This window comes from Roseococcus thiosulfatophilus (assembly GCF_017311575.1).
GTDB lineage: Bacteria > Pseudomonadota > Alphaproteobacteria > Acetobacterales > Acetobacteraceae > Roseococcus > Roseococcus thiosulfatophilus.
Genome location: NZ_JAFFQY010000061.1, coordinates 103,484 through 128,652 on the forward strand (window position 1 = coordinate 103,484; position 25,169 = coordinate 128,652).

General features: G+C 72.0%; 26 protein-coding genes. 11 read left to right on the forward strand and 15 right to left on the reverse strand.

The features are described from left to right. The first annotated feature begins 38 nt into the window (after positions 1-38). On the forward strand, positions 39-779 hold the full coding sequence (locus JTN19_RS16350) for a metallophosphoesterase family protein (protein WP_206934790.1): 741 nt from the start codon (positions 39-41) through the stop codon (positions 777-779). Positions 780-828: 49 nt separating this feature from the next. Here JTN19_RS16350 and JTN19_RS16355 read toward each other — a convergent pair whose 3' ends face one another. Continuing rightward, a complete protein-coding gene (locus JTN19_RS16355; protein WP_206934793.1) occupies positions 829-1,077 on the reverse strand; it encodes a hypothetical protein in 249 nt (82 codons plus the stop codon). An 86-nt stretch (positions 1,078-1,163) separates the two neighbouring features. Here JTN19_RS16355 and JTN19_RS16360 point away from each other — a divergent pair, with 86 nt between their 5' ends. Then, on the forward strand, positions 1,164-1,496 hold the full coding sequence (locus JTN19_RS16360; protein ID WP_206934795.1) for a DUF1491 family protein: 333 nt from the start codon (positions 1,164-1,166) through the stop codon (positions 1,494-1,496). 49 nt (positions 1,497-1,545) lie between these two features. Here JTN19_RS16360 and JTN19_RS16365 read toward each other — a convergent pair whose 3' ends face one another. The 7 genes from JTN19_RS16365 to minC form a co-directional block, all read right to left on the reverse strand. Next, on the reverse strand, positions 1,546-2,013 hold the full coding sequence (locus JTN19_RS16365) for a peptidase S1 (protein WP_206934797.1): 468 nt from the start codon (positions 2,011-2,013) through the stop codon (positions 1,546-1,548). A 136-nt stretch (positions 2,014-2,149) separates the two neighbouring features. Continuing rightward, the gene (locus JTN19_RS16370) at positions 2,150-3,811 is read right to left on the reverse strand and encodes a gamma-glutamyltransferase family protein (protein WP_206934798.1); all 1,662 of its coding nucleotides are present in this window, start codon (positions 3,809-3,811) and stop codon (positions 2,150-2,152) included. Beyond that, positions 3,808-5,331 (reverse strand): YifB family Mg chelatase-like AAA ATPase, encoded by a 1,524-nt coding sequence (locus JTN19_RS16375; protein WP_206934800.1) that lies wholly within the window; start codon positions 5,329-5,331, stop codon positions 3,808-3,810. Before JTN19_RS16375 ends, JTN19_RS16370 begins: the two co-directional genes overlap by 4 nt. Then, positions 5,328-6,356: a serine hydrolase gene (locus JTN19_RS16380; RefSeq protein WP_206934802.1), complete on the reverse strand. Its 1,029-nt coding sequence runs from the start codon at positions 6,354-6,356 to the stop codon at positions 5,328-5,330. Before JTN19_RS16380 ends, JTN19_RS16375 begins: the two co-directional genes overlap by 4 nt. Next, positions 6,353-6,634: a cell division topological specificity factor MinE gene (minE, locus tag JTN19_RS16385; protein ID WP_206934804.1), complete on the reverse strand. Its 282-nt coding sequence runs from the start codon at positions 6,632-6,634 to the stop codon at positions 6,353-6,355. Before minE ends, JTN19_RS16380 begins: the two co-directional genes overlap by 4 nt. Continuing rightward, complete coding sequence (minD, locus tag JTN19_RS16390) at positions 6,631-7,452, reverse strand: septum site-determining protein MinD (RefSeq protein ID WP_206934806.1); 822 nt, start codon at positions 7,450-7,452, stop codon at positions 6,631-6,633. Before minD ends, minE begins: the two co-directional genes overlap by 4 nt. Before the next feature lie 28 nt (positions 7,453-7,480). Further along, positions 7,481-8,248, reverse strand: a complete 768-nt coding sequence (minC, locus tag JTN19_RS16395; RefSeq protein ID WP_242531211.1) for a septum site-determining protein MinC — start codon at positions 8,246-8,248, stop codon at positions 7,481-7,483. 142 nt (positions 8,249-8,390) lie between these two features. On the opposite strand from minC, the gene JTN19_RS16400 reads away from it, so the two are divergent. The 6 genes from JTN19_RS16400 to atzF all read left to right on the forward strand — a co-directional run bounded on the left by JTN19_RS16400 (position 8,391) and on the right by atzF (position 14,251). Further along, the gene (locus tag JTN19_RS16400; protein WP_340643349.1) at positions 8,391-8,825 is read left to right on the forward strand and encodes an acyl-CoA thioesterase; all 435 of its coding nucleotides are present in this window, start codon (positions 8,391-8,393) and stop codon (positions 8,823-8,825) included. Positions 8,826-8,835: 10 nt separating this feature from the next. Beyond that, positions 8,836-10,008 carry an HAD-IC family P-type ATPase gene (locus JTN19_RS16405; protein ID WP_242531212.1) on the forward strand — a complete coding sequence of 391 codons (1,173 nt, stop codon included), beginning with the start codon at positions 8,836-8,838 and terminating at the stop codon, positions 10,006-10,008. Beyond that, a complete protein-coding gene (locus tag JTN19_RS20230) occupies positions 9,953-10,636 on the forward strand; it encodes an HAD-IC family P-type ATPase (protein WP_340643350.1) in 684 nt (227 codons plus the stop codon). Before JTN19_RS16405 ends, JTN19_RS20230 begins: the two co-directional genes overlap by 56 nt. Before the next feature lie 18 nt (positions 10,637-10,654). Continuing rightward, entirely contained in the window at positions 10,655-11,614 is a 960-nt protein-coding gene (locus tag JTN19_RS16410) for a D-2-hydroxyacid dehydrogenase family protein (RefSeq protein ID WP_242531213.1), read from the forward strand. Between the two features lie 70 nt (positions 11,615-11,684). Continuing rightward, on the forward strand, positions 11,685-12,518 hold the full coding sequence (locus tag JTN19_RS16415) for an alpha/beta hydrolase (RefSeq protein WP_206935026.1): 834 nt from the start codon (positions 11,685-11,687) through the stop codon (positions 12,516-12,518). Continuing rightward, positions 12,515-14,251, forward strand: coding sequence for an allophanate hydrolase (gene atzF, locus JTN19_RS16420; RefSeq protein ID WP_206934808.1), 1,737 nt, complete (start codon positions 12,515-12,517; stop codon positions 14,249-14,251). Before JTN19_RS16415 ends, atzF begins: the two co-directional genes overlap by 4 nt. Before the next feature lie 31 nt (positions 14,252-14,282). On the opposite strand, the gene JTN19_RS16425 is transcribed toward atzF, so the two are convergent. From JTN19_RS16425 to JTN19_RS16440, 4 genes are read right to left on the reverse strand one after another with little or no spacing between them, the layout of a single operon-like run. Continuing rightward, the gene (locus JTN19_RS16425) at positions 14,283-15,263 is read right to left on the reverse strand and encodes a glutathione S-transferase family protein (protein WP_206934811.1); all 981 of its coding nucleotides are present in this window, start codon (positions 15,261-15,263) and stop codon (positions 14,283-14,285) included. A gap of 6 nt (positions 15,264-15,269) precedes the next feature. Next, a complete protein-coding gene (locus JTN19_RS16430; protein ID WP_206934814.1) occupies positions 15,270-16,397 on the reverse strand; it encodes an MFS transporter in 1,128 nt (375 codons plus the stop codon). Between the two features lie 57 nt (positions 16,398-16,454). Further along, positions 16,455-17,654: a Zn-dependent hydrolase gene (locus tag JTN19_RS16435; RefSeq protein ID WP_340643351.1), complete on the reverse strand. Its 1,200-nt coding sequence runs from the start codon at positions 17,652-17,654 to the stop codon at positions 16,455-16,457. Continuing rightward, positions 17,647-18,846 (reverse strand): Zn-dependent hydrolase, encoded by a 1,200-nt coding sequence (locus JTN19_RS16440; RefSeq protein WP_206934817.1) that lies wholly within the window; start codon positions 18,844-18,846, stop codon positions 17,647-17,649. The genes JTN19_RS16435 and JTN19_RS16440 overlap by 8 nt, the downstream gene beginning before the upstream one ends. A 74-nt stretch (positions 18,847-18,920) precedes the next feature. Here JTN19_RS16440 and JTN19_RS16445 point away from each other — a divergent pair, with 74 nt between their 5' ends. From JTN19_RS16445 to JTN19_RS16455, 3 genes are read left to right on the forward strand one after another with little or no spacing between them, the layout of a single operon-like run. Beyond that, positions 18,921-19,310: a RidA family protein gene (locus tag JTN19_RS16445; protein WP_206934819.1), complete on the forward strand. Its 390-nt coding sequence runs from the start codon at positions 18,921-18,923 to the stop codon at positions 19,308-19,310. A 43-nt stretch (positions 19,311-19,353) separates the two neighbouring features. Continuing rightward, positions 19,354-19,740 (forward strand): copper resistance CopC family protein, encoded by a 387-nt coding sequence (locus JTN19_RS16450; RefSeq protein WP_206934823.1) that lies wholly within the window; start codon positions 19,354-19,356, stop codon positions 19,738-19,740. After that, a complete protein-coding gene (locus JTN19_RS16455) occupies positions 19,737-20,645 on the forward strand; it encodes a CopD family protein (protein WP_206934825.1) in 909 nt (302 codons plus the stop codon). Before JTN19_RS16450 ends, JTN19_RS16455 begins: the two co-directional genes overlap by 4 nt. A 4-nt stretch (positions 20,646-20,649) precedes the next feature. Here JTN19_RS16455 and JTN19_RS16460 read toward each other — a convergent pair whose 3' ends face one another. The 3 genes from JTN19_RS16460 to JTN19_RS16470 form a co-directional block, all read right to left on the reverse strand. Further along, positions 20,650-21,411, reverse strand: a complete 762-nt coding sequence (locus JTN19_RS16460; protein WP_206934828.1) for an SDR family NAD(P)-dependent oxidoreductase — start codon at positions 21,409-21,411, stop codon at positions 20,650-20,652. After that, complete coding sequence (locus JTN19_RS16465) at positions 21,408-24,065, reverse strand: 3-hydroxyacyl-CoA dehydrogenase NAD-binding domain-containing protein (protein WP_206934831.1); 2,658 nt, start codon at positions 24,063-24,065, stop codon at positions 21,408-21,410. The genes JTN19_RS16460 and JTN19_RS16465 overlap by 4 nt, the downstream gene beginning before the upstream one ends. Before the next feature lie 69 nt (positions 24,066-24,134). Beyond that, positions 24,135-25,094 (reverse strand): tripartite tricarboxylate transporter substrate binding protein, encoded by a 960-nt coding sequence (locus JTN19_RS16470; protein WP_206934833.1) that lies wholly within the window; start codon positions 25,092-25,094, stop codon positions 24,135-24,137. Positions 25,095-25,169 lie beyond the last annotated feature (75 nt).

The following is a 25,169-nucleotide window of genomic DNA, read 5'->3' on the forward strand; positions in this document are numbered from 1 at the left end:
GCTTGCCAGCCCCGCGTGGCCGGGCAAGCCTGAGGCCCATGCGGGTCGCGATCCTCACCGATATCCACGCCAATCTGGAAGCGCTGGAGGCCTGCCTCGCCGATGCGCGCGCGGCGGGGGCGGAGCGCCTCGTCTTCCTGGGTGATTTGGTGGGCTATGGCGCCGACCCCTGGGAGGTGGTGGCGCGCGCGCGCATCCTGCAATCCGAGGGTGCCGTGGTGCTGCGCGGCAACCATGACGAGGCGGCGAGCCTCGGGCCGCAGGGCTTCTCCACCCTGGCCGCCGCCGCCATGCGCTGGACCATGGACCACCTGGCGCCGGAGGCGCGGGAATGGTTGCTGGGCCTGCCGCTGACCCATATGGAGGCGGGCATCCTCTTCACCCATGCCGATGCCTCGGCCCCTGGCGAATGGCGCTATGTGACGGATGCCCGCAGCGCGCGGCGCAGTCTTCTGGCCACGCCCGCCTGGCTGACACTGTGCGGCCACACCCATGTGCCGGCCCTGTGGCGGCTGTCGGGGGCGGAGCATGTGGCGCCGGTGCCCTTCGAGGAGGAACGGTCCCTCGCCCTCGATGCGGCGCATCGCTGGCTGGCGGTGGTGGGCGCCGTGGGCCAGCCGCGCAACGGCCAGGCGGAGGCGTGCTATGCGCTGCTCGACCCGGCCGAGCGCCTCATCACCCAACGCCGCGTGCCCTATGACGTGATGCGCGCCGCCACCAAGATCCGCGCCGCCGGCCTGCCGGAACTGCTGGCCGAGCGGCTTTTCGTGGGCGTATAGCGCCTGGTCGCCTTCGGTATTGGCCGAAGGCGATCACACGCGTCCACCTTCACAACGGACGCTGCGCCCGTTCCATCAGCCGGGAGAAGAAGCCTGGCTTCTTGGCCGGGGCCGACACCTCCACCCGCGCCGCCTTGGCGGCTTCCGCGGCCTCGGCCTTGGCGCGGCGTTCCTTGTCGCGCATCCAGGCCTCCAGCGTCATGCCGGCCTTGGCCGCGCGCTTCGCTTCATAGGCGCGCTGGCCGGGCGTGAGAGAGGCTAGGCCCTGCGCCTCACGCGTCACCTTCGTCGAGTCCATGCCCGTGGGTCCATGTATGGGAAGAGCCCTCTATGTGGCCGGGCGCGGGGCTTGCCGCAAGCGGGGTGGCGCGCCACACAGGCCGCATGGACGCGAAGGTCAAGGCGCATATCTGGGTTTCGATGGCGGTGCGGATGTCGGACATGGCCGGCCGCGGCGCCGCGGTGCTGCGCAAGGGCGACCCTGATTCGGGCGGCATCCTCTGCGTGCTTCGGGGCCGCGAGGGAATGGTCGTGCTGGCCCAGGCGCGTGACGCCGAGGGCCGGCTTGCCTGGCTGCGCGGCACGGGCGACGCCGCCGTGGCCGAGGACGCGGCCGATGCCTATGTGTCGCGGCAGGTGAAGCGCGACCCCGATCTGTGGGTGGTCGAGTTCGACGCCCCCGATCTGCAGCCGCCCTTCGAGGCGCGGTTGTTGTAGCGCCCGAGCCGCGGGGGCGGCATCGCCGAAGCGGTGACTCGGTCGCTCTTCAGCGCGGCGGGATCTCGGAAATCCGCAGCTGCGCCGGCACGCCCGCCCCGCGCCCGTAATGGCCGATCCAGATGTCGTACTGCCCCGACATGGGGTTGGGGAAGACGAGGCCGGGGTCGGTCCCGATGAAGTCGTCATTGCAGGCCCAGCGGCCATTGGGCAGGTTCACCACCAGGGTGATGTCGGCGCGCGCGGTGGCCGAGAGGTAGAGCGGCAACCCCTGCCCGGCCCGGTAGTGCAGCCGCACATCCGGCGCCTCCGCGATGGTGCCGACGCATTGCGAGCCGCCCAGCCGCTCGGCCGGGATGGAGCCGCCGGCCGTGACGCGGATCACATAGGGGTCCGGATAGAAATTGGCGTTGAGCGAGACCGTGCCGAAGGAGGGGCGGAGATTGTAGTTCTGCGCCACGACAGGGCCCATCGTCACCGCGAGCACGGCCACCGCCGCCAAAACACCCTGCTTCATCGCTGCCTCTCTCCGCTTGCTGGCGCGCGGTGCGCCCCGATGGCGCCCGCGCCCATGGACCTCCCATCCGCCGCCCCTATGGGGAACACGCGGTGGTTGAAGGCTAGGGCCAGGGTGAACCAGAGGGCAACCCCGCCTATTCCGTGGCCACCACCCCCTCGCGGCGGGGGTCGGCCCCGCCGAGCGGCGGCAGGCCAGGGCGCAGGCGGATGATGTGCAGGCCCGAATGCATCTCACGCACCGCCACCTCCAGGCCGCGCGCGGCCAGCGCCGGGGCCAGGGCGGCGGCGGGCGTCCCTGCCTCCAGTTCCACCGTGGCGTTCAGCGGGCCGACATGCGGCATGGCCGCCACCTCCTCCGGCGTCATCTCCCAGTCGAGCAGCCCAACCAGCGACTGCGCCACATAGCCGATGATGCGGGCACCCCCGGGCGAGCCGGTGATGGCCTCCAGCTGCCCGCCGCGGAAGGCCAGGATGGGCGCCATGGAGGAGCGCGGCCGCTTGCCGCCCGCCACGCGGTTGGCGATGGGCCGGCCGTCGCGCTCCGGCGCGAAACTGAAATCTGTGAGCTGGTTGTTCAGCAGGAAGCCGGCGGCCACGACATGCGCGCCCATCACACCCTCAATGGTGGTCGTCATGCTGACCGCGCGCCCGGCCGCGTCCAGGATGGAGATCTGCGCCGTGCCGCCCTCGGGCTGGGGCGGCTGGCTGGCCATCGGCGGGCCGCCGAACTGTGGGTTGCCGTGGGTCACGGCCGCGATGGCGCGGTCCCGGTTCATCAGCTGCGCGCGCTGCGTGAGGTAGGCGGGGTCCAGCAGGCCGGAGACGGGCACCGCCACATGCGCGGGGTCGGCCATGAACATGTTGCGGTCGGCGAAGGCGAGCCGCCCGGCCTCGCCCACCAGCATGGCCGCATCGGCGCTGTCGGGGGGCACGCCCGGCATGTCGAAATGCGCGAGCAGCCCCATGATCTGCAGCACCACCGCGGCCCCCGAGGGCGGGGGCGGGCCGCAAAGCGTGAAGGCGCGATAGGGCATGCACAGCGCCCGGGTGCGGCGCGGGGCGTAGTTCACCAGGTCCTCCGCCGTCATCAGGCCAGGATTGGCGTGGCCGCGCACCACGCGGAGAATCTCCTCCGCGATGGGGCCACGGTGCAGCGCGTCCGCGCCGCGCGTGGCCAGCGCGCGCAGGGTCTCGGCCAGGGCGGGGTTTCGCAGGGTGGCGCCGGCCGGCAGGGGCGCGCCCTCGGGCGTCAGGAAAAGGGCCGCCGCGCCGGGGTCGCCCCGCAGCGCAGGGGCCGTGGCCGCCAGCGCGCGGGCGAGGTAGGGCGAGACGACGAAGCCCCCCTCCGCCAACCGGATCGCCGGCTGGAAGAGCTGCGCCCAGGGCAGCGCGCCATGCTCGCGGTGCGCCGCCTCCAGCATCCGCATCACGCCGGGCACGCCCACGGCGCGGCCGCCCACCACCGCCTCGCGGAAGGGCATGGGGCGGCCGTCGCGCAGGAACAATTCGCCCGTGGCGGCGGCGGGCGCTTCCTCGCGCCCATCCCAGGCGGTAATGGCCCGCCCATCCCAATGCATCAGGAAGGCGCCGCCGCCGATGCCCGAGGCCTGCGGCTCCACCACCGTCAGCACCGCCTGCACGGCGATGGCGGCATCCAGCGCCGTGCCGCCCGAGCGCAGCATGGCCATGCCGGCCTCGGCGGCCAGCGGATGCCCCGCCACGACCATGTTGGCCGGCTGCGGTTGCGCCCAGGCGGGCGCGGCGCAGAGCAGCAGGGCCAGCAGGAAGCGCTTCATCCGATCCTCCGCATGCCGCGCCGGCCGCGATAGGCCAAAGCCTCGGCCACATGGGCGCGGGTGACGGCCGCACTCCCGGCCAAGTCCGCGATGGTGCGCGCCACGCGCAGCATGCGGGTGCGGCCGCGGGCGGAGAGGCCCAGCCGCTCCGTCGCCTGTTCCAGAAGCTGGCGGGCCATCTCGTCCAGCACGAGCTTTTCTTCCAGCGCCGCGCCCTCGGCCGCCGCGTTGTGGCGCGGCCCGCCCTCGCCATAGCGGGCGCGCTGGGCGGCGCGGGCGCGGGCCACGCGGGCGGCGACGGCGGAGGTGGGCTCGCCCGCCGGCGCGCGGGAGAGTTCGGCGGCGGGCACGGGCTGCACCTCCACCGTGAGGTCCATGCGGTCCAGCAAGGGGCCGCTGAGCCGATCCGTGTATTCCTCGCCGCAGCGGGGCGCGCGCGAGCATTCGCGTCCCGGCTCACCCAGGAAGCCGCAGCGGCAGGGGTTCATGGCCGCGATGAGCTGGAAGCGCGCGGGCCAGGTGACATGCGCGTTTGCCCGCGCGATGACGGCGCGGCCGCTCTCCATGGGCTGGCGCAGCGATTCCAGCGCGGGGCGCGGGAATTCCGGCCATTCATCCAGGAACAGCACGCCGTGGTGGGCCAGGCTGATCTCGCCCGGGCGCCCCTTGTTGCCGCCGCCGATGAGGGCCGCCTGGCTCGCGGAATGGTGGGGGTCGCGGAAGGGTGGGCGCGTCAGCAGGCGCCCGTCGCGCAGCAGCCCGGCGACAGAATGCACCAGGGAGAGTTCCAGCGCCTCCTCCGGCGAGAGGTCCGGCAGCAGGCCGGGCAGGCGCTGGGCCAGCATGGATTTGCCCGCACCGGGCGGACCCACCAGCAGCAGGTTGTGCCCCCCGGCGGCGGCGATTTCCAGCGCGCGCTTGGCCGTCTCCTGCCCCTTCACCTCGGAGAGGCAGGGGCCGCGCCAGGGCTCGGGGGCGAGGTGCGGCGGCGCGGGCGGCGCCAGCACCTGCACACCCCGGAAATGGTTGAGCAGGGCCGGTAGGTCGGCCGGCGCCAGCACCTGGCCGCGCCCGGCCCAGGCGGCCTCGGCGCCCTGCGCCGCGGGGCAGATCAGCCCGAGATTGCGTTGCGAAGCACCAAGGGCCGCCGGCAGCACCCCCGCCACCGGCAGCAGCGCGCCATCCAGCCCGAGTTCACCCAGCGCCGCGAAACCGGCCAGTTCCTCGCGCGGCAGCACGTCCATGGCGGCGAGCAGGGCCAGGGCGATGGGCAGGTCGTAATGGCTGCCCTCCTTGGCGAGGTCGGCGGGCGCCAAATTCACCAGGATGCGCTTGGGCGGCAACGAAAGCCCCAGCCCGGTCAGCGCCGCCCGCACCCGTTCACGCGATTCGCCCACCGCCTTGTCGGCCAGGCCCACCATCAGGAAGGCCGGCAGGCCGGAGGCGAGTTGCACCTGCACCTCCACCGGCACCGCCTCGATGCCGGCGAAGGCGAAGGTGGCCACACGCGCGAGGCTCATGCGGCGGCGCGCACCCTCGCCATGTAGCCATCCAGCTGCGCGGGATCGAGCCAGCGCGTCACGCTCATGATGCCGCCTTCCGGCTCCATCCAGGTCGTGTTGCCGCCGGCGCCGGAGAAGCAGACCGCGCCCTCGCTCGCACTCGGCCACTTCGTGCGGCCGGTGTTGAGCCAGAAGAGGAAGCCGTAATGGGGGTTCAGCGCGCAGGGGGTGCGGCAGAGGTCCAGCCACTCCTTGGAGATCAGGCGCCGGCCGTTCCATTCGCCATCCGCCGCCACCAGCAGGCCGACCCGCGCCTGGTCCTCGGCCGAGATGAAGATGCCCCCGCCCCAATGCCCGCCGCCCGAGACGCTTTCGATGACCTGCCCATCCACCTCGACGCCCGAGGTCGAATAGCCATGCCAATGCCAATCCGCGCTGGCGCCGATCGGGTCCATGATGCGCTCGCGCCACACATCGGGCAGCGCGCGCCGGAACAGCAGCAGCAGGCCGAGCGAGAGCGCGTTCACGCGCACATCATTGTATTCCCAGTAGGCGCCCGGTGCCTGGAGCGGGCGCGTGCTGCGCTTCTTGCCCTGCCCCTCCACGCCCAGGTTGCGGCCGCGGTCGATCAGGTCGCTCTTGCCGAAGAGCGTGCCTTCCCATTCGGAGGTGTTGGTCAGCAGGTGCCGCCAGGTGATGCGGCCATTCTGCGCGCCCTCGAAGGCGGGGTGGGCGGCGCGGCGGCGCACCTCCTCATCCAGGTCCGGCAACAACCCATCCTGCACGGCCAGCCCCGCCAGCATGGCCAGGTAGGACTTGGCCACGCTGAAGGTCATGTCCGCGCGGTTCGTGTCACCCCATTCGGCCACGCGCTGCCCGCGCTGGAAGAGGATGCCGGCCGGGCCGCCGCGCGGGGCCGTGGGGCCCAGCACCGCATTGTCCGGCGCGGGCTCGAAGAAGCCGCTTTCCAGATGCGCCAGGATGTCGCGCGGCCAGGGGGTTTCGTGCGCCTGGGCGTGCGCCACCGCCTCCTGGAAACTCACGTCAGCTTGCCCTTGGGGCCCGGCAGCTCGATCTCGATGGCGAGCGTGGAGAGGTCCGCGCCGCGCTCCAGGTTCACCTGCACCTTCTCGGGGTCCACCGCCACATAGCGCGTGACCACGGCGACCAATTCCTGCTGCATCTTGGGCAGGAAGTCCTCCCGCGTGCGGGAGACGCGCTCATGGCTGATGATGACCTGCAACCGGTCCTTGGCCAGGTTCGCGTTGGTGGCGGCGGCCGCCTCGTCGCGCCGCGTGCGGAAGAAGTTCAGCCAGCTCATGCGGCCCTCCCGCCGAAGAGACGCCCGAAGAAGCCCTTCTTCTTCTCGGCCTCGATGAAGCGGTGCGGCTTCTCCTCGCCCAGGAAGCGCGCCACGGCGTCGGCATAGGCCTGGCCGGCGGGGCTGTCGCTGTCCAGGATCACGGGGTTGCCGCTGTTGCTGGCCTTGAGCACGCTCTCGCTCTCCGGGATGACGCCCAGCAGCGGGATGGCCAGGATTTCCAGCACGTCGTCCAGCTTCAGCATCTCGCCGCGCTCCACGCGGGCGGGATCGTAGCGGGTGAGGAGCAGATGCTGCTTCACCGGCTCCTTGCCTTCCTCGGCGCGCTTGGACTTGGATTGCAGCACGCCCAGGATGCGGTCGCTGTCGCGCACCGAGCTGACCTCGGGGTTGGTCACCACCACCGCGGCGTCGGCGAAATACAGCGCCAGCAGGGCGCCCTTCTCGATGCCGGCCGGGCTGTCGCAGAGGATGTAGTCGAATTCCTTCGACAGCTCCTCGATGATGCCCTGCACGCCCTCGCGCGTCAGCGCGTCCTTGTCGCGCGTCTGGCTGGCGGGAAGGATGGACAGCCCATCCACCCGCTTGTCGCGGATCAGGGCCTGGTTGAGCTTCGCCTCGCCCTGGATGACGTTCACGATGTCGAACACCACCCGCCGCTCGACCCCCATGATGAGGTCGAGGTTGCGCAGCCCCACGTCGAAATCAATGACGACGGTCTTCTTGCCCCGCTGCGCGAGGCCGGTGGCGAAGGCGGCGGAGCTGGTGGTCTTGCCCACGCCCCCCTTGCCCGATGTGACGACGATCACCTGCGCCATGAAGAAAATCCCTCCCGGTTGGGTCGGCTCAGCCGATCGGGCTGAACCGAAGCTGTTCGCCCTCCAGCCGGACGATCGCGCCGCGGCCGATGGGTGTGCCCGAAAGCCCGTCCCGCACGGCATAGAAGCCGGCGATGGCGACGAGTTCCGGGTCGAAGATCTGTGCGAAGATGCGCGCCTCGCCGTCATCGCCGGCGCCCGCCACGGCCCGGCCGCGCAGCGCGCCATAGATGTGGACATTGCCGTCCGCGATGACCTCGGCCCCGGCATTGACGGTGCCGATGACGACGAGGTCCGCCCCCTGGGCATGGACGCGCTGCCCGGCGCGGATGTTCTGCTCCACCACCAGCGTGCGCGCGGCGGCGGCCAGCGGGGCCGGCGTGGGCGCGGGGGCAGCGGGCGGCGGGTTCATGGCGACGGGGGGTGCGGCCACGGGGGCCGGGGCCTGCACCTCCGTCTCCTTCTGGCCGGCGGGGCGCAGGGTGGGCAGGCCCGCGCCGGCGGCGGCCGCGCGCTGCATCTGCGTGCCGCCCGTGACGCCGATGGGCAGGATTTCCAGGGCCCGCAGCCCCTGGATCAGCGCGGGGAAATCCACCCGGTCATCGCCCAGCTCGTCGAGGCCGATGGCGATGGGCGCGAAGCGCAGGAAGCCCGGCGCCTTCTGGAACTGGTCGCCCAGCGCGGGCAGCACCTCCTCGATGCGGCCCGTCAGCAGGCGGAGCGTCAGCAGGCTGTAATTGCTCGCGCGCAGGCGGAAGCTTTCCGGCATGGGGGAGGGCCTCGCGGCGACGGACATGGGGCTTTGTGTCATCCAGGCTGCAACGCGCCTGCATAGCCGCCCCGCGCGCCGGAGCGAAGCCCTTCCCGCCTTTTGCCCGGTGGAAAGCGGGGATGAACCGCGACATCCTGCGTCCGATCCGCCCGAAAGGACCCCCCGCGTGAGAGCACCGCCCGGCCGCCGCGCCGACTACAGATGGTTCTGCCCCATGGCCACCCGCTGGATGGACAACGACATCTACGGCCACATGAACAACGTCCAGCACTACAGCCTCTTCGACACGCTGGTGGCCCGCTTCCTGCTGGCGCATGGCGTGCTGGACCTGGCGCGCAGCCCGCATGTGGGCCTCGTGGTCGAGACGGGCTGCCGCTACCACGCCCCCATGGCCTTTCCCGATGAGGTCACAGGCGGGCTGCGCCTGCGGCGGCTGGGCGGTTCCTCCATCACCTATGAACTGGCGCTGTTCCGCAACGACGAGGACCAGGCCGCGGCCGAGGGCCATTTCACCCATGTCTATGTGGACCGCGCCGAGCAGTCCCGCACGGTGCCGGTGCCCGAGGCGCTGCGCCGTGCCGCCGAGGCCCTGCTGACATGACACCCCACCCATGACCCCCTTGGCCGACCGGCGGGCGCTGCTGGCCCCGCCGCTGCTCGGCCTGCTGGCAGGGTTGGTGCTCTGGGCGCTGGGCCATGCGCCCGGCGCCACCTTCGCCATGGGCGCCCTGCCCGTGCTGGCCGTGCTGCTGGCCGAGATGGCGCGCAGCCTGCGCGGGGGCGATTTCGGTCTGGACCTGATCGCGGCGCTGGCCATCGGCTTCGCGCTGGTGATGGACGAGAACCTCGCCGCCAATGTGGTCGCGCTGATGTATGCCGGCGGGCAGTTCCTGGACGACCACGCCCGCCACCGCGCCAGCGCGGAGATGACCGCGCTGCTCGCCCGCCAGCCCCGCACGGCGCTGCGCCACGGCCCAGGGGGCCTGGAGGAGGTGCCCCTCACGACGCTCCGCCCTGGCGACCGGCTGCTGATCCCGCGCGGGGCGGTGCTGCCGGTGGATGGCCTGCTGGAGGGCGAATCGGCCCTGCTGGACACGGCCGCCGTGACGGGCGAGCCCTTGCCGCAGCGCGCCGCGCGCGGCGAGGCGCTGCTCTCGGGCTGCGCCAATGCCGGCGAGGCCTTTGACCTGCTGGCCACCACCGATGCCGAGGCCAGCACCTATGGCGGCATCCTGCGCCTGGTGCGGGCCGCGCAGGAGAGCCGGGCGCCCATGGCGCGGCTGGCGGACCGCTGGGCGTTGGGCTTCCTGGCGCTGACCCTGGCGCTGGCCGGCGGCGCCTGGGCCGCGATAGGCGAGGCCACGCGGGCGCTGGCCGTGCTGGTGGTGGCCACCCCCTGCCCGCTGATCCTGGCCGTGCCGGTGGCGCTGATGGCGGGGCTCTCACGCGCGGCGAAGCTGGGCGTGCTGGTGAAGTCGGCGGCGGCGCTGGAGGCCATGTCGCGCATCCGCGTCGTCATCATGGACAAGACCGGTACCCTGACGCGCGGCCAGGCGGAGCTTGTGGCCCATGCGGGTGGAGATGAGGTGCTGCGGCTGGCGGCCAGCCTGGACCAGGCCTCCACCCACCCCATCGCGCGCGCTGGTGGGGGCGGCGCGCGCCCGTGGACTGGCGCTGGCGACGCCCGAATCGGTGCGCGAAACCCCGGGCGAAGGGTTGGAAGGCCTGGTGGAAGGCCGGCGCGTCCTGGTGGGTGGCGCGGCCTTCGTGCAGGCGCACGCTGAAGGCGCCCCGCCGCCGCTGGACGCGGAGGAAGGGCTGGCGGGCGCCACCCGTTCCCTTGTGGCCGTCGAGGGGCACGTGGCCGGCGTGCTGCTCTTCGCCGACCGGCTGCGCCCCGAGGCGCCCGCCCTGGTCGCGGCCCTTCGCCGCCAGGGGGTAGCGCGGGTGGAACTGGCCTCGGGCGACACCGAGGCGCGGGTCTCGGCCATCGGCCGCGCCGTGGGCGCCGATGCGGCCAGCGCGCGGCTGGACCCATCGGGCAAGGTCGCCCTGCTGCGCGCCGCCCGCACCCATGGCCCCGTGATGATGCTGGGCGATGGCTTGAACGACGCGCCGGCCCTGGCGGCCGCCGATGTGGGCGTGGCGGTCGGCGTGCGCGGGGCCGCCGCCGCCCAGGCCGCCGATGCGGTGCTGCTGGGCGATGGCCTGGGGCGGCTCGCGGAGGTGCTGGCCGCCGCCACCCGCGCCCGCGCCATCGCGCGGCAGAGCGTGGTGGCGGGGATCGGCCTCTCCACCCTCGGCATGGTCGCGGCGGCGGCGGGCTACCTCACGCCCGTGCAGGGCGCCTTGTTGCAGGAGGCGATTGACGTGGCGGTGATTCTCAATGCCCTACGTGCGCTGAGAGCCTGACCACCAAGGGGAAATTCCATGCCAAAGCTTATGCGCCTCGCCATCCTGGACGACTACCAGGGCGTCACCCTCGCCATGGGCCCCTGGGAGAAGCTGCCCCACATCGAGACCACCGTCTTCCGCGACACGCTGCACGACCAGGATGCGCTGGTGGCGCGCCTCGCCCCGTTCGACGCCATCCTCGCCATGCGCGAGCGCACGCCCTTCCCCGCGGCGCTGCTGGAACGCCTGCCGAACCTGAAGCTGCTGATCACCACCGGCGAGCGCAATCGCGGCATTGACGCCGCCGCCTGCGCCGCGCGCGGCATCACCTTCTGCGGCACCCCGAGCTTCGGCGCGCCCACGGTGGACGTGACCTGGGGGCTGATCATCTCCCTCGCCCGCGGCATCCCGGCCCAGCAGGAGGCGCTGCGCGCCGGCCGCTGGCAGACCGCGGTGGGCATGGAACTGCAGGGGCGCACGCTGGGCCTGCTCGGCCTGGGCAAGCTCGGCCAGAAGGTGGCAAAGGTGGGCCAAGCCTTCGGGATGAAGACCATCGCCTGGAGCCAGAACCTCACCGCCGCCGCGGCCGAGGCGCATGGCGTGACGCGCGTGGAGAAGGCGGAGCTGTTCGCGGGCGCCGATGTGCTGTCCGTCCACCTCATCCTCTCCGACCGGTCGCGCGGGCTGGTGGGTGCGCCGGAACTGGCGCTGATGAAGCCCACCGCCTTCGTGGTGAACACCTCGCGCGGGCCCATCATTGACCAGGCGGCGCTGATCGCGGCCCTGACGGAAGGGCGCATCGCGGGCGCGGGCATAGACGTCTTTGACATCGAGCCGCTGCCCATGGACCACCCGCTGCTCTCCGCGCCCAACACGGTGCTGACGCCGCATCTGGGCTATGTGGCGCAGGAGAACTACCGCAGCTATTTCGCGGGCGCGGTGGAGGCCATCCAGGCCTATGAGGCGGGCAGCCCCATCCGCATCATCACGGGCTGAGCCGCCGGGAAAGGTGGACAGGCGCGGCGCGGCGGTGTGTGCTGCGCCGCAAAACCCCGAGGTGGCACGGATGAAGCTGGCGAATGGTCTGGATTGGGCAAGCCTCACGCAGCGCGAACGCGACGACGCCTACGACAACCGCAAGGCCGTCGCCGACAGCCCCGCGCTGACCGAGGAACGCAACCAGGCCTCCGAAGCCTTCCGCGCCGCCCATCCCGGCCACCTGAACCTCGCCTATGGCTCGGGCGAGCGTGAAGCCTGGGATCTGTTTCCGGGCCGCGACCCCGCCGCACCCGTGCTCGTCTTCATCCATGGCGGCTACTGGCAATGGAACCGCCGGCAGGATTTCGCCTGCGTGGCCGAGGGCGCGCTGGCCATGGGCTGGGGCGTGGCCCTCTGCGGCTACAGCCTGGCGCCCGAGGCCACGCTGACGCGCATCGTCTGGCAGGTGAACGCGGCGCTGGACTGGCTCTCCGCCCATGGCGCCGAGCATGGCATGGGCGGGCCGCTGGTGCTCTCGGGCTGGAGCGCGGGCGGGCACCTGACGGCGCTGGGCGCGGAGCATCCGGCCGTTTCGGCGGCGGTCGCCATCTCCGGCATCTTCGAGCTGGGGCCGATCCGCGACACCTACCTGAACGCGGCGCTGAAGCTGACCGATGACGAGATCACGGAGCTTTCGCCGATGCGGCGGCCGGTGGTGATGAAGCCCATGGCCATCGTGCATGGCGGGGCGGAACTGCCCGAGCTGTGCCGCCAGTCCCGCGACTTCCACGCGCGGCGCGCCGCCGCCCAGGCGCCCGGGCCGCTCTGGCCCGTGCCCGGCGCCGATCACTTCCGCGTGCTGGAGGCGCTGCGCCGGCCCGACGGGGTGCTGCTGCGCGTGGCGGCGGAGATGCTGCGATGATCGTGACGCTGGACGGGCTGCGCGCCCGCCTCGCCGCCGGCACGCCGGCCACCACCATCGCGGCCGAGGCGCTGGCCCGCATCGCGGAATTCAACGACCCCGCGCTGTTCCTGCACCTGCGCCCCGAGGCCGACATCATGGCCGAGGCGGCGCGCCTGCCGCAGGGCAAGCTGCACGGCATTCCCTTCGTGGTGAAGGACAACATCGACGTGGCGGGAATGCCCACCACCGCCGCCTGTCCGGACTTCGCCCATGTCGCCAAGGCCGATGCGCCGGCCGTGGCGCGGCTGCGCGCGGCGGGCGCGCTGCTGCTGGGCAAGGTGAACCTGGACCAGTTCGCCACCGGCCTGAACGGCACGCGCAGCCCCTATGGCACCCCGCGCAACGCCGTCCGGGCGGAGCTGATCCCGGGCGGGTCTTCTTCGGGTTCGGCGACGGCTGTTGCCGCCGGCATCGCGGCCTTCAGCCTGGGGACGGACACCGCGGGCTCGGGCCGCGTGCCGGCGGCGGCGCAGAACATCGTGGGGCTGAAGCCCTCCCTGGGGCTGATCCCCACGCGCGGCGTGGTGCCGGCCTGCCGTTCGCTCGACGTCGTCTCCATCTTCGCGCATTCGGTGGCCGATGCGGCCGCCGTACTGGACGTGGCCGCCGGGCCGGACGCGGAGGACCCCTACAGCCGCCCCGCCCCCGCCACCTGGCGCGCGCTCGACGCGCCGCCCGCGGCCCCCAGCCTGGCCGCGCCGCTGGAGGAACAGCTGGTGTTCGACACGCCGGGCGATGCGGCGGTGTTCCACGCCACCCTTGCCCGTGCCGAGGCCATGGGCGCCACGATCCGCCGCGTGGACATCGCCCCCCTGCTGGAGGTAGCGCGGCGCCTCTATGACGGCGCCTGGGTGGCCGAGCGCACGGCGGCGTTGCGCGAATGGGTGGTGCGCCGCCCGCAATCCCTGCACCCGGTCACGCGCGCCATCCTGGAAGGCGGGCTGGACCGCCGCACCATGGACGCCTTTGACGATTTCCACGCGGCCGCGGGGGCGCGGCTGCTGGCCCGGCACCTCTTCGCCGAGGTGGACGCGCTGCTGCTGCCCACCTGCCCCGGCATCCCGACGCTGGCCGCCATGGAGGCGGCCCCGATCGCGGCCAATTCGCGGCTGGGCACCTATACGAATTTCGTGAATCTCTGCGACCTCGCCGCACTGGCCGTGCCGGCGGGCTTCAGGGCCGATGGCGCACCGGCGGGCGTCACGCTGGTCGGACCCGCGCACAGCGAGGGGCGGCTCTGCGGGATGGGCGCCGCCATCCATCATGCCGCCGGCATCGGGCCCCGGCCGCCCACACCCGCACCGCTGGCGCCGCACGAGCTCGCGCTGTTTGCCATCGGCGCGCACATGGCCGGCCTGCCCTTGAACCGGCAATTGCTGGGCCATGGCGGGCGCTTCCTGCGCGCGGCCCGCACCGCGCCGGCCTATCGCCTGCACGACCTCGGCAACCGGCCCGGCATGGTGCGGGTGGCCGCGGGCGGCGGCATGATCGCGGGCGAGGTCTGGGCCCTGCCCGCCGCCAGCATCGGGCCTTTCCTCGCCGAAATCCCGCCGCCGCTGGGCTTCGGCCAGGTGGCGCTGGAAGATGGCAGCCGCATCCTGGGCTTCCTGGCCGAGGCGGAAGGTGTCGCCAGCGCGCCGGACATCACCGCGCTGGGCGGCTGGCGGGCGCATCTGGCGGCGCGGGGGTGATCGCCACGGGGCGAAGGCCCACGGGCGTGGATCAGGCGACGCCGATCCCGCCGCCGCTGCGCCCATGCGGCCGGTCCAGATCCAGCACCGGCCCCACCGGCACGATGCCGTGCGGGTTCAGGTCCCGGTGGCTTTCGTAGTAGTGGCGGCGGATATGGGAGAAGTTCACCGTCTCCCGCACCCCCGGCCATTGGTAGAGTTCGCGCAGATAGCCTGACAGCGCCGGATAGTCCGCGATGCGCCGCCGGTCGCACTTGAAATGCCCGGCATAGACGGCGTCGAAGCGCAGCAGCGTGGGAAAGAGGCGCCAATCCGCCTCGGTGATCACATCGCCGCAGAGGTAGCGGCGGGTGGCGAGCCGCGCCTCCAGCCAGTCCAGCGTCTCGAACAGCGGGTGCACCGCCGCCTCATAGGCCGCCTGGGTGGTGGCGAAGCCGGCCTTGTAGACCCCGTTGTTCAGCGTGTCGTAGATGCGCGCGTTCAGCGCATCTATCTCCTCGCGCAGGGCCTCCGGGTAATGGCGCCCGCCGCCGCCCCAGGCGGTGTCCAGCATGCGGATGATCTCGGAGCTCTCATTGCTCACGATGGTGCCGCGCACCTTGTCCCACAGCACGGGCACCGTGACCTTGCCGGTGAAGCGCGGGTCGGCGGCGGTGTAGACCTGGTGCAGGAAGCGGGCGTCCTGGATGGGGTCGGGCACCACGCCCTCGCCCTCCACGAAGGTCCAGCCATGGTCGAGCATCAGCCAGTTCACGACCGAGAGGCCGATGGAATCCTGCAGCCCGTTCAGCGCGCGGAAGATCAGCGTGCGGTGCGCCCAGGGGCAGGCCAGCGAGACATAGAGGTGGTAGCGCCCATGCTCCGCCTTGAAGCCGCCCTCGCCCGTGGGCCCGGGCGCGCCATCCGCCGTGACCCAGTTGCGGAAGGGGCTTTCGTTGCGGACGAAGGCGCCGTCCTTGGTGGCGACGAGGGGGGTCTCGGCGTGCCAGACGCCGTTGATCAGCAGGCCCATGGGCGTTCACTCCTTCGCGGCGGGCAGGCGCCAGACCAGCGCGGAGAGGCCCACGCAGCCCAACGCCAGCAGCCAGGGCAGGATGCGCGCCCCGGCCAGGTCGGCCGCCAGCCCGAGTAGGGCCGGCACCACCGCCACGCCCAGCATGGCGGCCGAGACCTGGAACCCCACCGCCTGCGCCGCCGCCTGGGTGCCGAGGCGTGAGGGCGTCCGGGCCATCACCGTCGGATAGATCGGGGCGAGGGCCAGCGCCATCAACCCGAGTGCCGCGAAATCCGCCCAGCCAGTGGCCAGCAGCAGCGCCGCCAGCACGGTGACGGGGGTGAGGAGGCGCAGCAGAAGGTCCGCCCCCACCCGGTCCACCACGAAGCCGAGGCCGATGCGCCCCGCCGTCAGCGCGGCGAAGAAGGTGGTGGCGGCGGCCGCGCCCTCGGCCGGTGTGGCGCCGCGCGCGGCGGTGAGGATGGTGGCGGCCCACTGTCCCGCCCCGGCCTCGACGCCGGTGTAGAGGAAGAAGAGCAGAATCTGCAGCCGCGCCACCGGGTGGCGCAGCACGGCCAGAGCCGAGAGATCCGCGCCCCCGCCCTGGTGCCCGCCCGCATCCCAGCGCCTGCGCGTCAGCCCGAAGGCCAGTGACAGCGCGGCCAGCACGGCGCCCACCACAAGGTAGCCTGCCTGCCAGCCGAAGCCACCCGCCAGCAACAGTGCCGCCGCCAGCGGCCCCAGCGTGGCGCCAATGCCCCAGCATCCGTGCAGCCAGTTGAGGTGGCGCGGGCGGAAGCGGTGGGCGGCGAAGAGGTTCAGCGCGGCGTCCACCGCGCCGCCTCCCACACCCGCCAGCACGGCCAGCGCCACGAAGCCCCACCAGGGCGGCGCCAGGCCTTGGCCCAGCGCGGCCGTCGCGGTGGCCGCCAGGCTCAGCGACAGCAGCAGCCCGATGCCCAGGCCCGCGATGAGCCGCGCCGCCAGCAGCCCGGCCGTGATGTAGCCCGCCGCATTGGCGGCCAGCACCAGGCCAAGCCTGGCATTGGCCACGCCGAAATGCGGCTGCAATTCGGGCCAAAGGCTGCCGGGTAAAGGGTCCGGCAAACCCAGCCCGATGAAGGCCAGGAAGGCCAGAGCGAGTAGCGGCATCACCTCAGCGTCCGATCGCCCCAGGCCCCGGGCCTGGGGCGTGAATCGGCCGCGCGATCAACTCCCCAGCGCTTTCTCCGCCGCATCGGCCAGGATGCGGAGCGCCAGGACGAGGTCCTCCTCCTTCGTGTCCTCGGCCCAATGGTGGCTGATGCCGCCGATGGAGGGGGTGAACAGCATGGCCATGGGCATGATCTTCGCCACGTGCTGCGCGTCATGGATGGCGCCCGAGGGCATGGGCTGCCATTGCCCATTGGCGTGGCGGGTGGCGGCCTCGCAGAGCGCGCCATGCAACACGGGGTCCGCGATGGCGGGCGCCGAACGGCCCAGCCGTTCGATGCTGAGGGTGCAGCGGTCGCGCCCGTCCACCTCCTGCACGATGCGGTGCAGCAGGGTTTCCAGCCGGTCCAGCACCTCCTCCGAGAGATCGCGGAACTGGAAGATCAGCTCCGCACGGCCGGCGATGATGTGCGGCGCGTTGGGCTCCAGCACCACGCGGCCGCAGGTCCAGACCGTGCGTTCGCCGATATGCATCGGGAAGCGCTCGTCGATCAGCGCCAGCACGCGCATGGCGGCCACGGCCGCATCCTTGCGCTCGGCCATGGTGGTGCCGCCGGTGTGGTCCTGCTGGCCCACGGCGGTGATCTTGAAGTAGCGGATGCCGAAGATGCCGGTGACGACGCCGCTGCGCAGCCCCGCCTGCTCCAGCTGCGTGCCCTGCTCGATGTGCAGTTCCAGGAAGCCGCGATAACGCGCGGGGTCGAGGCGCATCCGCGGCAGGCCTTCCAGCCCGGCCTCGCGCAGCGCCTGGCGGAGCGGCTTGCCTTCGGTGGCGTGGCGGGCGGCATCAATCTCGGCCTCCGTCACCTCGCCCACCATGGAGCGGCTGCCGAGGAAGCTGCCGTAATGGCCTTCCTCATCGGCGAAGGCGACCACGTCCACGGGCATGCCCGCGCGGGCCAGCGCCAGGCCCGCCAGCACGCCCAAGGCGCCGTCCAGCCAGCCGGCCTCGTTCTGCGTCTCGATATGGCTGCCGGCCAGCAGCTTTTTCCCCGGCCCGGGGTGGCGGCCCAGCACGTTGCCGAGCCCGTCCATCTCGGGTTCCAGCCCCACCTGCCGCATGCGGTCCATCAGCCAGTGGCGGCTTTCCATGTCCTGCGGCGTGTAGGTCGGGCGGTGGACGCCGGTCTTGAACTTGCCGATCTGGCGCAGCTCATGCAGGTCGGCCAGGAAGCGCGCGGTATCGGGTTCAGCCACGGAGATAGGCCTCCGCCGCGTCGGCCATGATGCGGATGTTCAGCGCCAGATCCTCCTCCTTCGTGTCCTCGGACCAATGGTGGCTGATGCCGCCGATGGAGGGTGTGAACAGCATGGCGGCCGGCATGATGCGCGCCATGTATTGCGCGTCATGGCCCGCCCCGGAGGGCATGTGCTGCCATTGGCCGTTGGCGTGCTTGGTCGCGGCCTCGGCGAGCGCCGCCTGCATGGCGGGGTCGCAGGGGGCGGGCTTGGAACGGCTCATCGCCTCCAGCGTGGTGGTGGTGCGCTCGGTGCGGTTCATCTCCTGCACGATGCGGGTGAGGCATTCCTCCAGCCGCTCCAGCGTCGGCACGTCAATGTCGCGGAACTGGAAGAGCACTTCGGCCCGGCCCGGGATGATGGAGGGCGCGCCGGGGTCCAGCGCGATGCGCCCACAGGTCCAGACGGTACGCGGGCCGCAGATCAAGGGGAATTCCCGGTCCACCCGCGCCAGCAGCCGCACCGCGGTCAGGCCGGCATCCTTGCGTTCGGCCATGGTGGTGCCGCCGGCATGGTCCTGCATGCCCTCGATGACGAGGCGGAACTGCCAGATGGCGACGATGCCCGTCACCACGCCCGCGCGCAGCCCCTGGGACTCGAGCTGGGTTCCCTGCTCGATATGCATCTCGAAGAAGCCCTTGTAGCGGGACGGGTCCAGCTTGGGGCGCGGCAGGCCCTCCAGCCCCGCCTCGCGCAGCGCCTCGCGCAGGGGCTTGCCGTGGTAGCGGTTCTTCAGGCCGTCGATCTCGCTGTCTTCCAGGATGCCGAGCAGCGAGCGGCTGCCGATGAAGCTGCCGTAGTGGCCCTCCTCATCGGCGAAGGCGACGACATCCACCGGCAGCCCGGCGCGGGCAAGCGCGACACCCGCCATCACGCCCAGCGCGCCGTCGAGCCAGCCGGCCTGGTTCTGGCTTTCGATATGGCTGCCCACCAGCAGATGCGGTCCCGGGCCGGGGTGGCGGCCGAAGACATTGCCGATGCCGTCCATGCTGGGCTCCAGCCCCACCTCGCGCATGCGGTCCATCAGCCAACGGCGGCTTTCCATGTCCTCGGGCGAGAAGGTCGGGCGGTGCACGCCGGTCTTGTAGGCCCCGATCTTCCGAAGCTCGTTCAGGTCCTTGAGGAACCGTTCCGTATCCACCTGCGCCATGCCGCACCCCTTTCGCGAAGCGGGCGAGGATAGGCCATGATGCGAGGGCGGCAATGGGCCGCGAGGGGGGCGACATGTCCGAGATCACCCGTTTTGCCACGCCTTTGGGCGGGCGTGCCTATCCGCCGTTCTCCATGGCCGTGCGGCATGGAGGCACGCTGTATGTCTCCGGCCTGGGGCCGGTGGACGGCCAGGGAAACATCGCGCGCGGGGATTTCGCGGCGCAGTTCGACCAGGTGATCCGCAACCTGCACGCCATCCTGGCCGAGGCGGGCACCGACATCACGCGCGTGCTCAAGACCAGCGTGCTGCTGGTGCGCGCGACGGACGTGCCGGAGATGAACCGCCTCTACGCCGCGGCCTTCGACGCGGCCCACCTGCCGGCGCGCACCACCAGCGTGGTGGCGGCACTCCCGGTGCCGGATTTCCTGCTGGAGATCGAGGCGATCGTGGCGGTGGGGTGAGGCCTCTTGATCTTCCCATGGTGGGAAGTGCGACGCTTCGGGCATGATGTCCTTTCACGATCAAGGCAGGTGGGCGCGCCGTGCGGCCCTGTTCGTCCTCTGCGCCGCGCCCTGGGCCGGCCCGGCCGCGGCCCATTCCGAACTCCGTCGCAGCGTGCCGGCGGCGGGCGCCGTGCTCGACCGCGCGCCCGAGCGGCTCGAGCTGCACTTCAGCGAGCGTGTGCAACTGACGGCCCTGCGCCTGCGCCACGCCGACGGCACCGAGATTTCCCTGCCGCGCCGCCCCATCCGGCCGGAGCGCACCGAGATCATCGCCTTGCCGCCACTTGAACCCGGCGAGTATCGCGCCGAATGGCGCATCATCTCGGCCGACGGGCATCCGGTCGGCGGGGTCATTCGCTTCCGGGTGGCGGGGACGCGCCAGCCATGATCCTGGAATACCTCCAGCCCGACCCCTCGCTGCTGGACGGGGCGACGGTGATGCTGCGCGGCGTGCAGCATGTGGCTGTTCTGGGCGCGGCGGGGCTCGCCCTCTTTGCCATGGGCTTCGGCCATCGGCTGGATGTGACGGAAGCCGCGCGGCTGCGGCGCACGGTGCTGGCGGCCATCGGGGCCGGCCTCGCGCTATCGGTGCTGGCGCTGGTCCTGCGGGTGCTCGTGCTGACCGCGGGGGCCAGCGCCACCGACCCCGATGTCTGGGCGGCCGTGCTTCGATCCCGGATTGGCGATGCCTTCTGGCTGCGCGGCGCGGGGCTGGTGCTGCTCGCGGCGGTGGCCTTGCCTTGGCGGGTGGGTCCGGTGGTCGCGGCGGTGGGGGTGGCGCTGGTCGTGGGGTCCTATGCCGCGATGGGCCATTCCACCCTCTACGGGCCGCGTCAGGAGATCGTGGCGCTGCTGGTGCTGCACCTCGCGGTGGTGGCCTTCTGGGTGGGCTCGCTGCCGGTGCTGCTCTGGGTGGCAGGGCGACCGGATGGCGCGGCGGCCGCCGTGCTCGTGCGGGATTGGAGCCGGGCCGCGACCCTGGCCGTGCTGGCCATGCTCGTCACCGGCATGCTGCTGACCTGGTATCTGACCCTTCGCCTCGACCGCATCCTGGACGCCTGGCATGGCTGGGCGCTGCTGGCCAAGACGCTGGCGGTGCTGGCGGCGCTGGCGCTGGCCGGTTGGAACCGTCTGCGCCACACACCGGCCCTGGCACGCGGTGAAGCGGGCGCCGGCGCGCGGCTGGCGGGCGCCATCCGCGTCGAGATGGTCTTCATCCTGCTGGCCTTCTGGGCGGCGGCCGAGATGGTCTCGGTCCATCCCGTGGATTACGGCCACCGCCTGCCAGGCTGACGCGCTACAGCGTCAGCCCGCCATCCACCACCACCGTCTGGCCCGTCACCATCGCGGCGCCGGCCAGCAGGAACACCATGACCTCCGCCAGGTCCTCCGGCTCGCAGCGGCGCTTCAGCACGGCCTTGTCGATGGAGGTGGCGCGCTGCTCGTTCGTCCACTCGATCTGCCAGGTGGAGTTCACGGCACCGGGGGCGATGGCGTTCACCCGCACCTCCGGCCCCAGGCCGCGCGCCAGGTTCTTGGTCAGCGAGATCACCCCCGCTTTGGTCGCGCCATAGGCCATGGACGAACCGGGCGAATTGATGCCGGCGATGGACGCCACCGAGACGATGGCCCCGCCCGTCTTCTTCAGGTGCGGCGCGGCCGCCTTGGAACAGCGGAAGACGCCGAGAAGGTTCACCTCGATCACCGCCTCCCACAATTCCTCGGTGATGAGATCGAGCTTCGTGGGCGGGATGGAGGCGCGGGTGCCGGGCGTGCCGGCATTGTTCACGAGGTAATCGAGGCGCCCGAGATCGGCCACCGCCTGTTCCACCATGCGCGGGCCATCGGCCGCATCGCCCACATTGCCGGGGGCGGAGAGCACGTCCATGCCCTCGGCCCGCAGCGCCTCCACCACCTCCGGCCCGCGCGGGTCATCGGCCAGGTGGTTGATGGCGACCTTGCAGCCATTCTTCGCCAGCATCCGCACGGTGGCGAGGCCGATGCCCGAGGCGCCCCCCGTCACCAGCGCTGCCTTGCCCTTGAGGTCATAGGTGATCATGCGTCATTCGCTTTCATGCCACGTCCCGCCATGAAGCCGATCTGCCGCATGGCCTTCTTGAGCGCGATGAGCTTGGCATCGCGTTCCTCGAACAGTTCCGCGGGCGCGCGCCCGCCCCAGTCGTAATAGCCGCGCCCGCCCATGACACCCGTATCCCCGCGCGCGATCAGCGCATCCATGCTGCGGCTGTGGTCGGTCTCGGGCGGGGGCGTGTACATCTTGTTGCGGAAGGTGTGCTGCAGCAGCGGCAGGCCGGTGAAGTCGGCCTTGGCCATGATGCCGATGATCATGAAGCGCAGCGCGATGCCGTGGATGGCGCTGTCGTCAATGTCCTGCGCGGTGGCATAGCCCTCATCAATGAGGAACTGCACCTCGTTCTGGAAGGCGGCCTGGATGCGGTTCGCGATATAGCCGGGGATGAACTTCTTCAGGACAATGGGCACCTTGCCCATGGCCTCGATGGCCTCCTTCACGGTCGCCATCGCCTCCGGCTCGCATTCGGGGCTGGCGACGAGGTCCACCAGATCCACCAGGTAGGGCGGCGTGTACCAGTGGGCGATGAGGGCACGGCGCAGCCGGTGCGGCGGCATCAGCGGAAACACGTCGAGGTAGCTGGTGTTGCTGGCCCAGATGGCGTCCGGCGGCGCGCAGGCGTCGAGCTGCGCGTAGAGCGTCCGCTTGGCCTCCGGGTTCTCCACGATGGCCTCGATGATCAGCTCCGCGCCCTCCACCGTCTCCCCGAGGTCCGTATGGCAGGTGCAGATTTGCGCCAGCTGTTCCGGCCCCATGCCCGCCGGGGCCTCGCCCATGGCGGTCAGGGTGGTCAGCGCCTTGGCCATCAGCTCCGGCGCGCGGGCGAGCGTCTCCGGGTGGGAATCGGTCAGGCGCACGCTGTGCCCGCACATGGCGAAGACCAGGGCCAGCGCATGGCCCATCGTGCCGGCGCCCAGCACCGCCACGCGCATCTGTCGGCTCATTTCAGTTCTCCGCGATTCAAGAGGGGGGGGGGTCCAGGGTTCGGGGGCGCGGAAATCAATGCCGGTGGCGACATCCACCACCACCGGCGCCTCCATGGCGAGAGCGCGTCGCAGCGCGGGGCCGATGGCCTCCGGCGTCTCGACGCGGATGCCGGTGACGCCGAATTCCTCCGCCACGCGGGCGAAATTGGTAGGGCCGAAGCGCAGCACCTGCTCGGCCGCCACAGGCCGGTTGCCGGCCTGCTTGAGGTAGTTGGGCCAGCCCTGGCCGAAGCCCGAATTGTTGTTCACCACCAGCACGACGCCGATGCCACGCCGCCGCGCCGTCTCCAGCTCGGTCAGGTGATAGTAGAGGGCGCCATCGCCCGAGAAGCACACCACCTTCCGATGGGGTGCGGCGCATTTCGCCCCCAGCGCCGCCGGGAAGGACCAGCCCAGCGAACCCGCCGCGCGCAGGTAGCTCTGCCCCGCCCCGTTCAGCTCCACCAGGTTGCCGGTCCAGATGCCCGAATAGCCGGTGTCGGCGACCAGAATGCCGTCCTCGGGCAGGGCCGCGCTGATCTCGGCGCAGAGCCGGGCCGGGTCTATGGGCGCGTCATTGGAGGCCATGCGCGGCGCCATCGCCGCGCGCCATTCGCGCATGGCGGTCGCGGCGCGCAGCGCGTAGCCGCCATCACGCTCCGGCCGGCCGATCAGCGTGTTGAGCGCGGCCAGGCTCAGCTTCGGGTCGCCGCACAGCGCATGTTCCAGCGCGTAGCTGCGCTCGAATTCCAGCGGGTCGGCGTCGAGCTGGAGGCAGCGCCGGCCCAGGCGCGGCGTGCGCCAGTAATTGGTCAGCATGTCCGAGGTGTCGGCGCCGATGAAGAAGACCAGCTCCGCCTCATCCACCACCGCGTTCGCCGGTGGCCCGGCATAGGCACCCAGCACGCCCAGGTGCAGCGGGTGGCGCGTCGGCACGATGCCCCGCGCGCCGAGGGAAAGCGCGATCGGCGCCTGCAAGGCCTCGGCCAGCGCCAGCAACTCCGGCCCGCAGCCCGACAGCAGCGCGCCCTCACCCACCACCAGCGCCACGCGCTTCGCCCCCAGCAGCAGCGCCGCCGCGCGGTCCAGCCCATCGGCGATGGAGCGGTGGCGCGGGGTGCGCCAATCCGCCAGTTCCAGCGGCGCGTCGGGAATGTCGCCGCGTTCGATCACCTCGCCCATCAGCCCGTGCAAATCGAGATGCGCCGGACGCGGCGGCGGCGCCAGCATGGCGGACCAGGCCTGGCGCAGCGCGCGCGGGAAATCCTCCGCGCGTTCCACCAGGGCCGCGTGCTTCGTCACCGCCTGGAAGAGCGGCCCATGCGGCAATTCCTGATAGGCGTTGCGGTGCTGATGGCCGAGCGGCTTGCGCCCGGTCAGCGCCAGCACCGGCGCGCGGCCGAGATAGGCATCCTGCAACCCGGCCGCGAGGTTCGCCGCCCCGACCGCCTGCGCCGCCACGACACCCGGGCGGCCGGCGATGCGCGCATAGCCATCGGCCATATAGGCGGCGGATTTCTCGGCATGGGCGAGGACGGGCTGCACCCCCACCCGTTCCAGCGCCAGCAGCGTCCGCCGCAGCACCGCATCCACGAAGAAGAAATGCGAGACGCCCGACCCTCGCAATGACCGGGCGAGCCATTCGGCCCCTTCCATCCGCTTCCCCCCTTCCTGACGGGAAGGAGGGTCGCGCGGGGGGGCCGCCCGGTCAATCCGCGGGGCGGCTCAGCGCGTGCGCTCGATCCCGATGGCACGCACGACCCGGCCCAGCGCCTCGCTTTCCGCCGCGATCAGGCGGGCGGATTCCTCGGGGCCGCGGAACTGGGGCGTCACACCGCTGCGCGCCAGCTGCTGCTGAAAGCGCTCGGTGCGCCAAGCGGCCTCGAAGGCCGTCATCAGCGCGGCGCGACGGTCGGCGGGCAGGCCGCGCGGGGCCAGCATGCCCCACCAGATCAGCGTCTCCTCCTCCGGGATGCCCAGCGCGTCCAGGCCGCTGCCCGTGGGCACCGCCGGGTGCTGGTCACGCTGCGTCAGGATCAGGCAGCGGGCGCGCCCGTCGCGAATGGCCGGCATGGCGACGGCGATGGAGCCGCCATAAAGCTGGATATGCCCGCCGCTGAAGGCCGTCAGCGTCTGCGCGGCGCCCTGGAAGGGCACCATGGTCCCCTCCACGCCCAGCCGGCGGAACACGCGTTCGGCCGCCAGGTGCATGTTCCCGCCCACGCCGTCGGTGCCATAGGTGTAGCCGCCCGGGTCGGCGCGCATGGCCGCGATCAGGCTCCGTGCGTCCTGGTGGGGGCTGTCATTCCGCACGCAGAGGGTGAAGCCCACATGGCCCACCATGAACATCGGCTCCAGCTGGTCCACCGTGTAGCGCACGTTCATCACATGCGGCGCGGCAGTGATGGGCGAGTTGGCGGTGAACATCAGCGTGTGGCCATCGGGCCGCTGGTCCACCACGAACTGCGTGCCGATGGTGGAGGAGGCGCCGGGCCGGTTTTCCACCGCGATGGGCTGGCCGAGCGAGTTCCCCAGCAGCTCCGCCAGCAGCCGCGCGAAGACGTCCGTGCCACCTCCGGGCGCGATGGGCACGATGATGCGGATGGGCCGCTCGAAGGATTGGGCGGCCGCGGGGGCGATGGCGGCGAAGGCAAGGCCGCAGGCGAGCAGGGCGCGCTTCAGCATGGACGGGTTTCTCCCTGGTGGGTCGAGGTTCGCGCGCAACTTCGCACGCACCGCCCAGGGAACAACCCTTTCGCC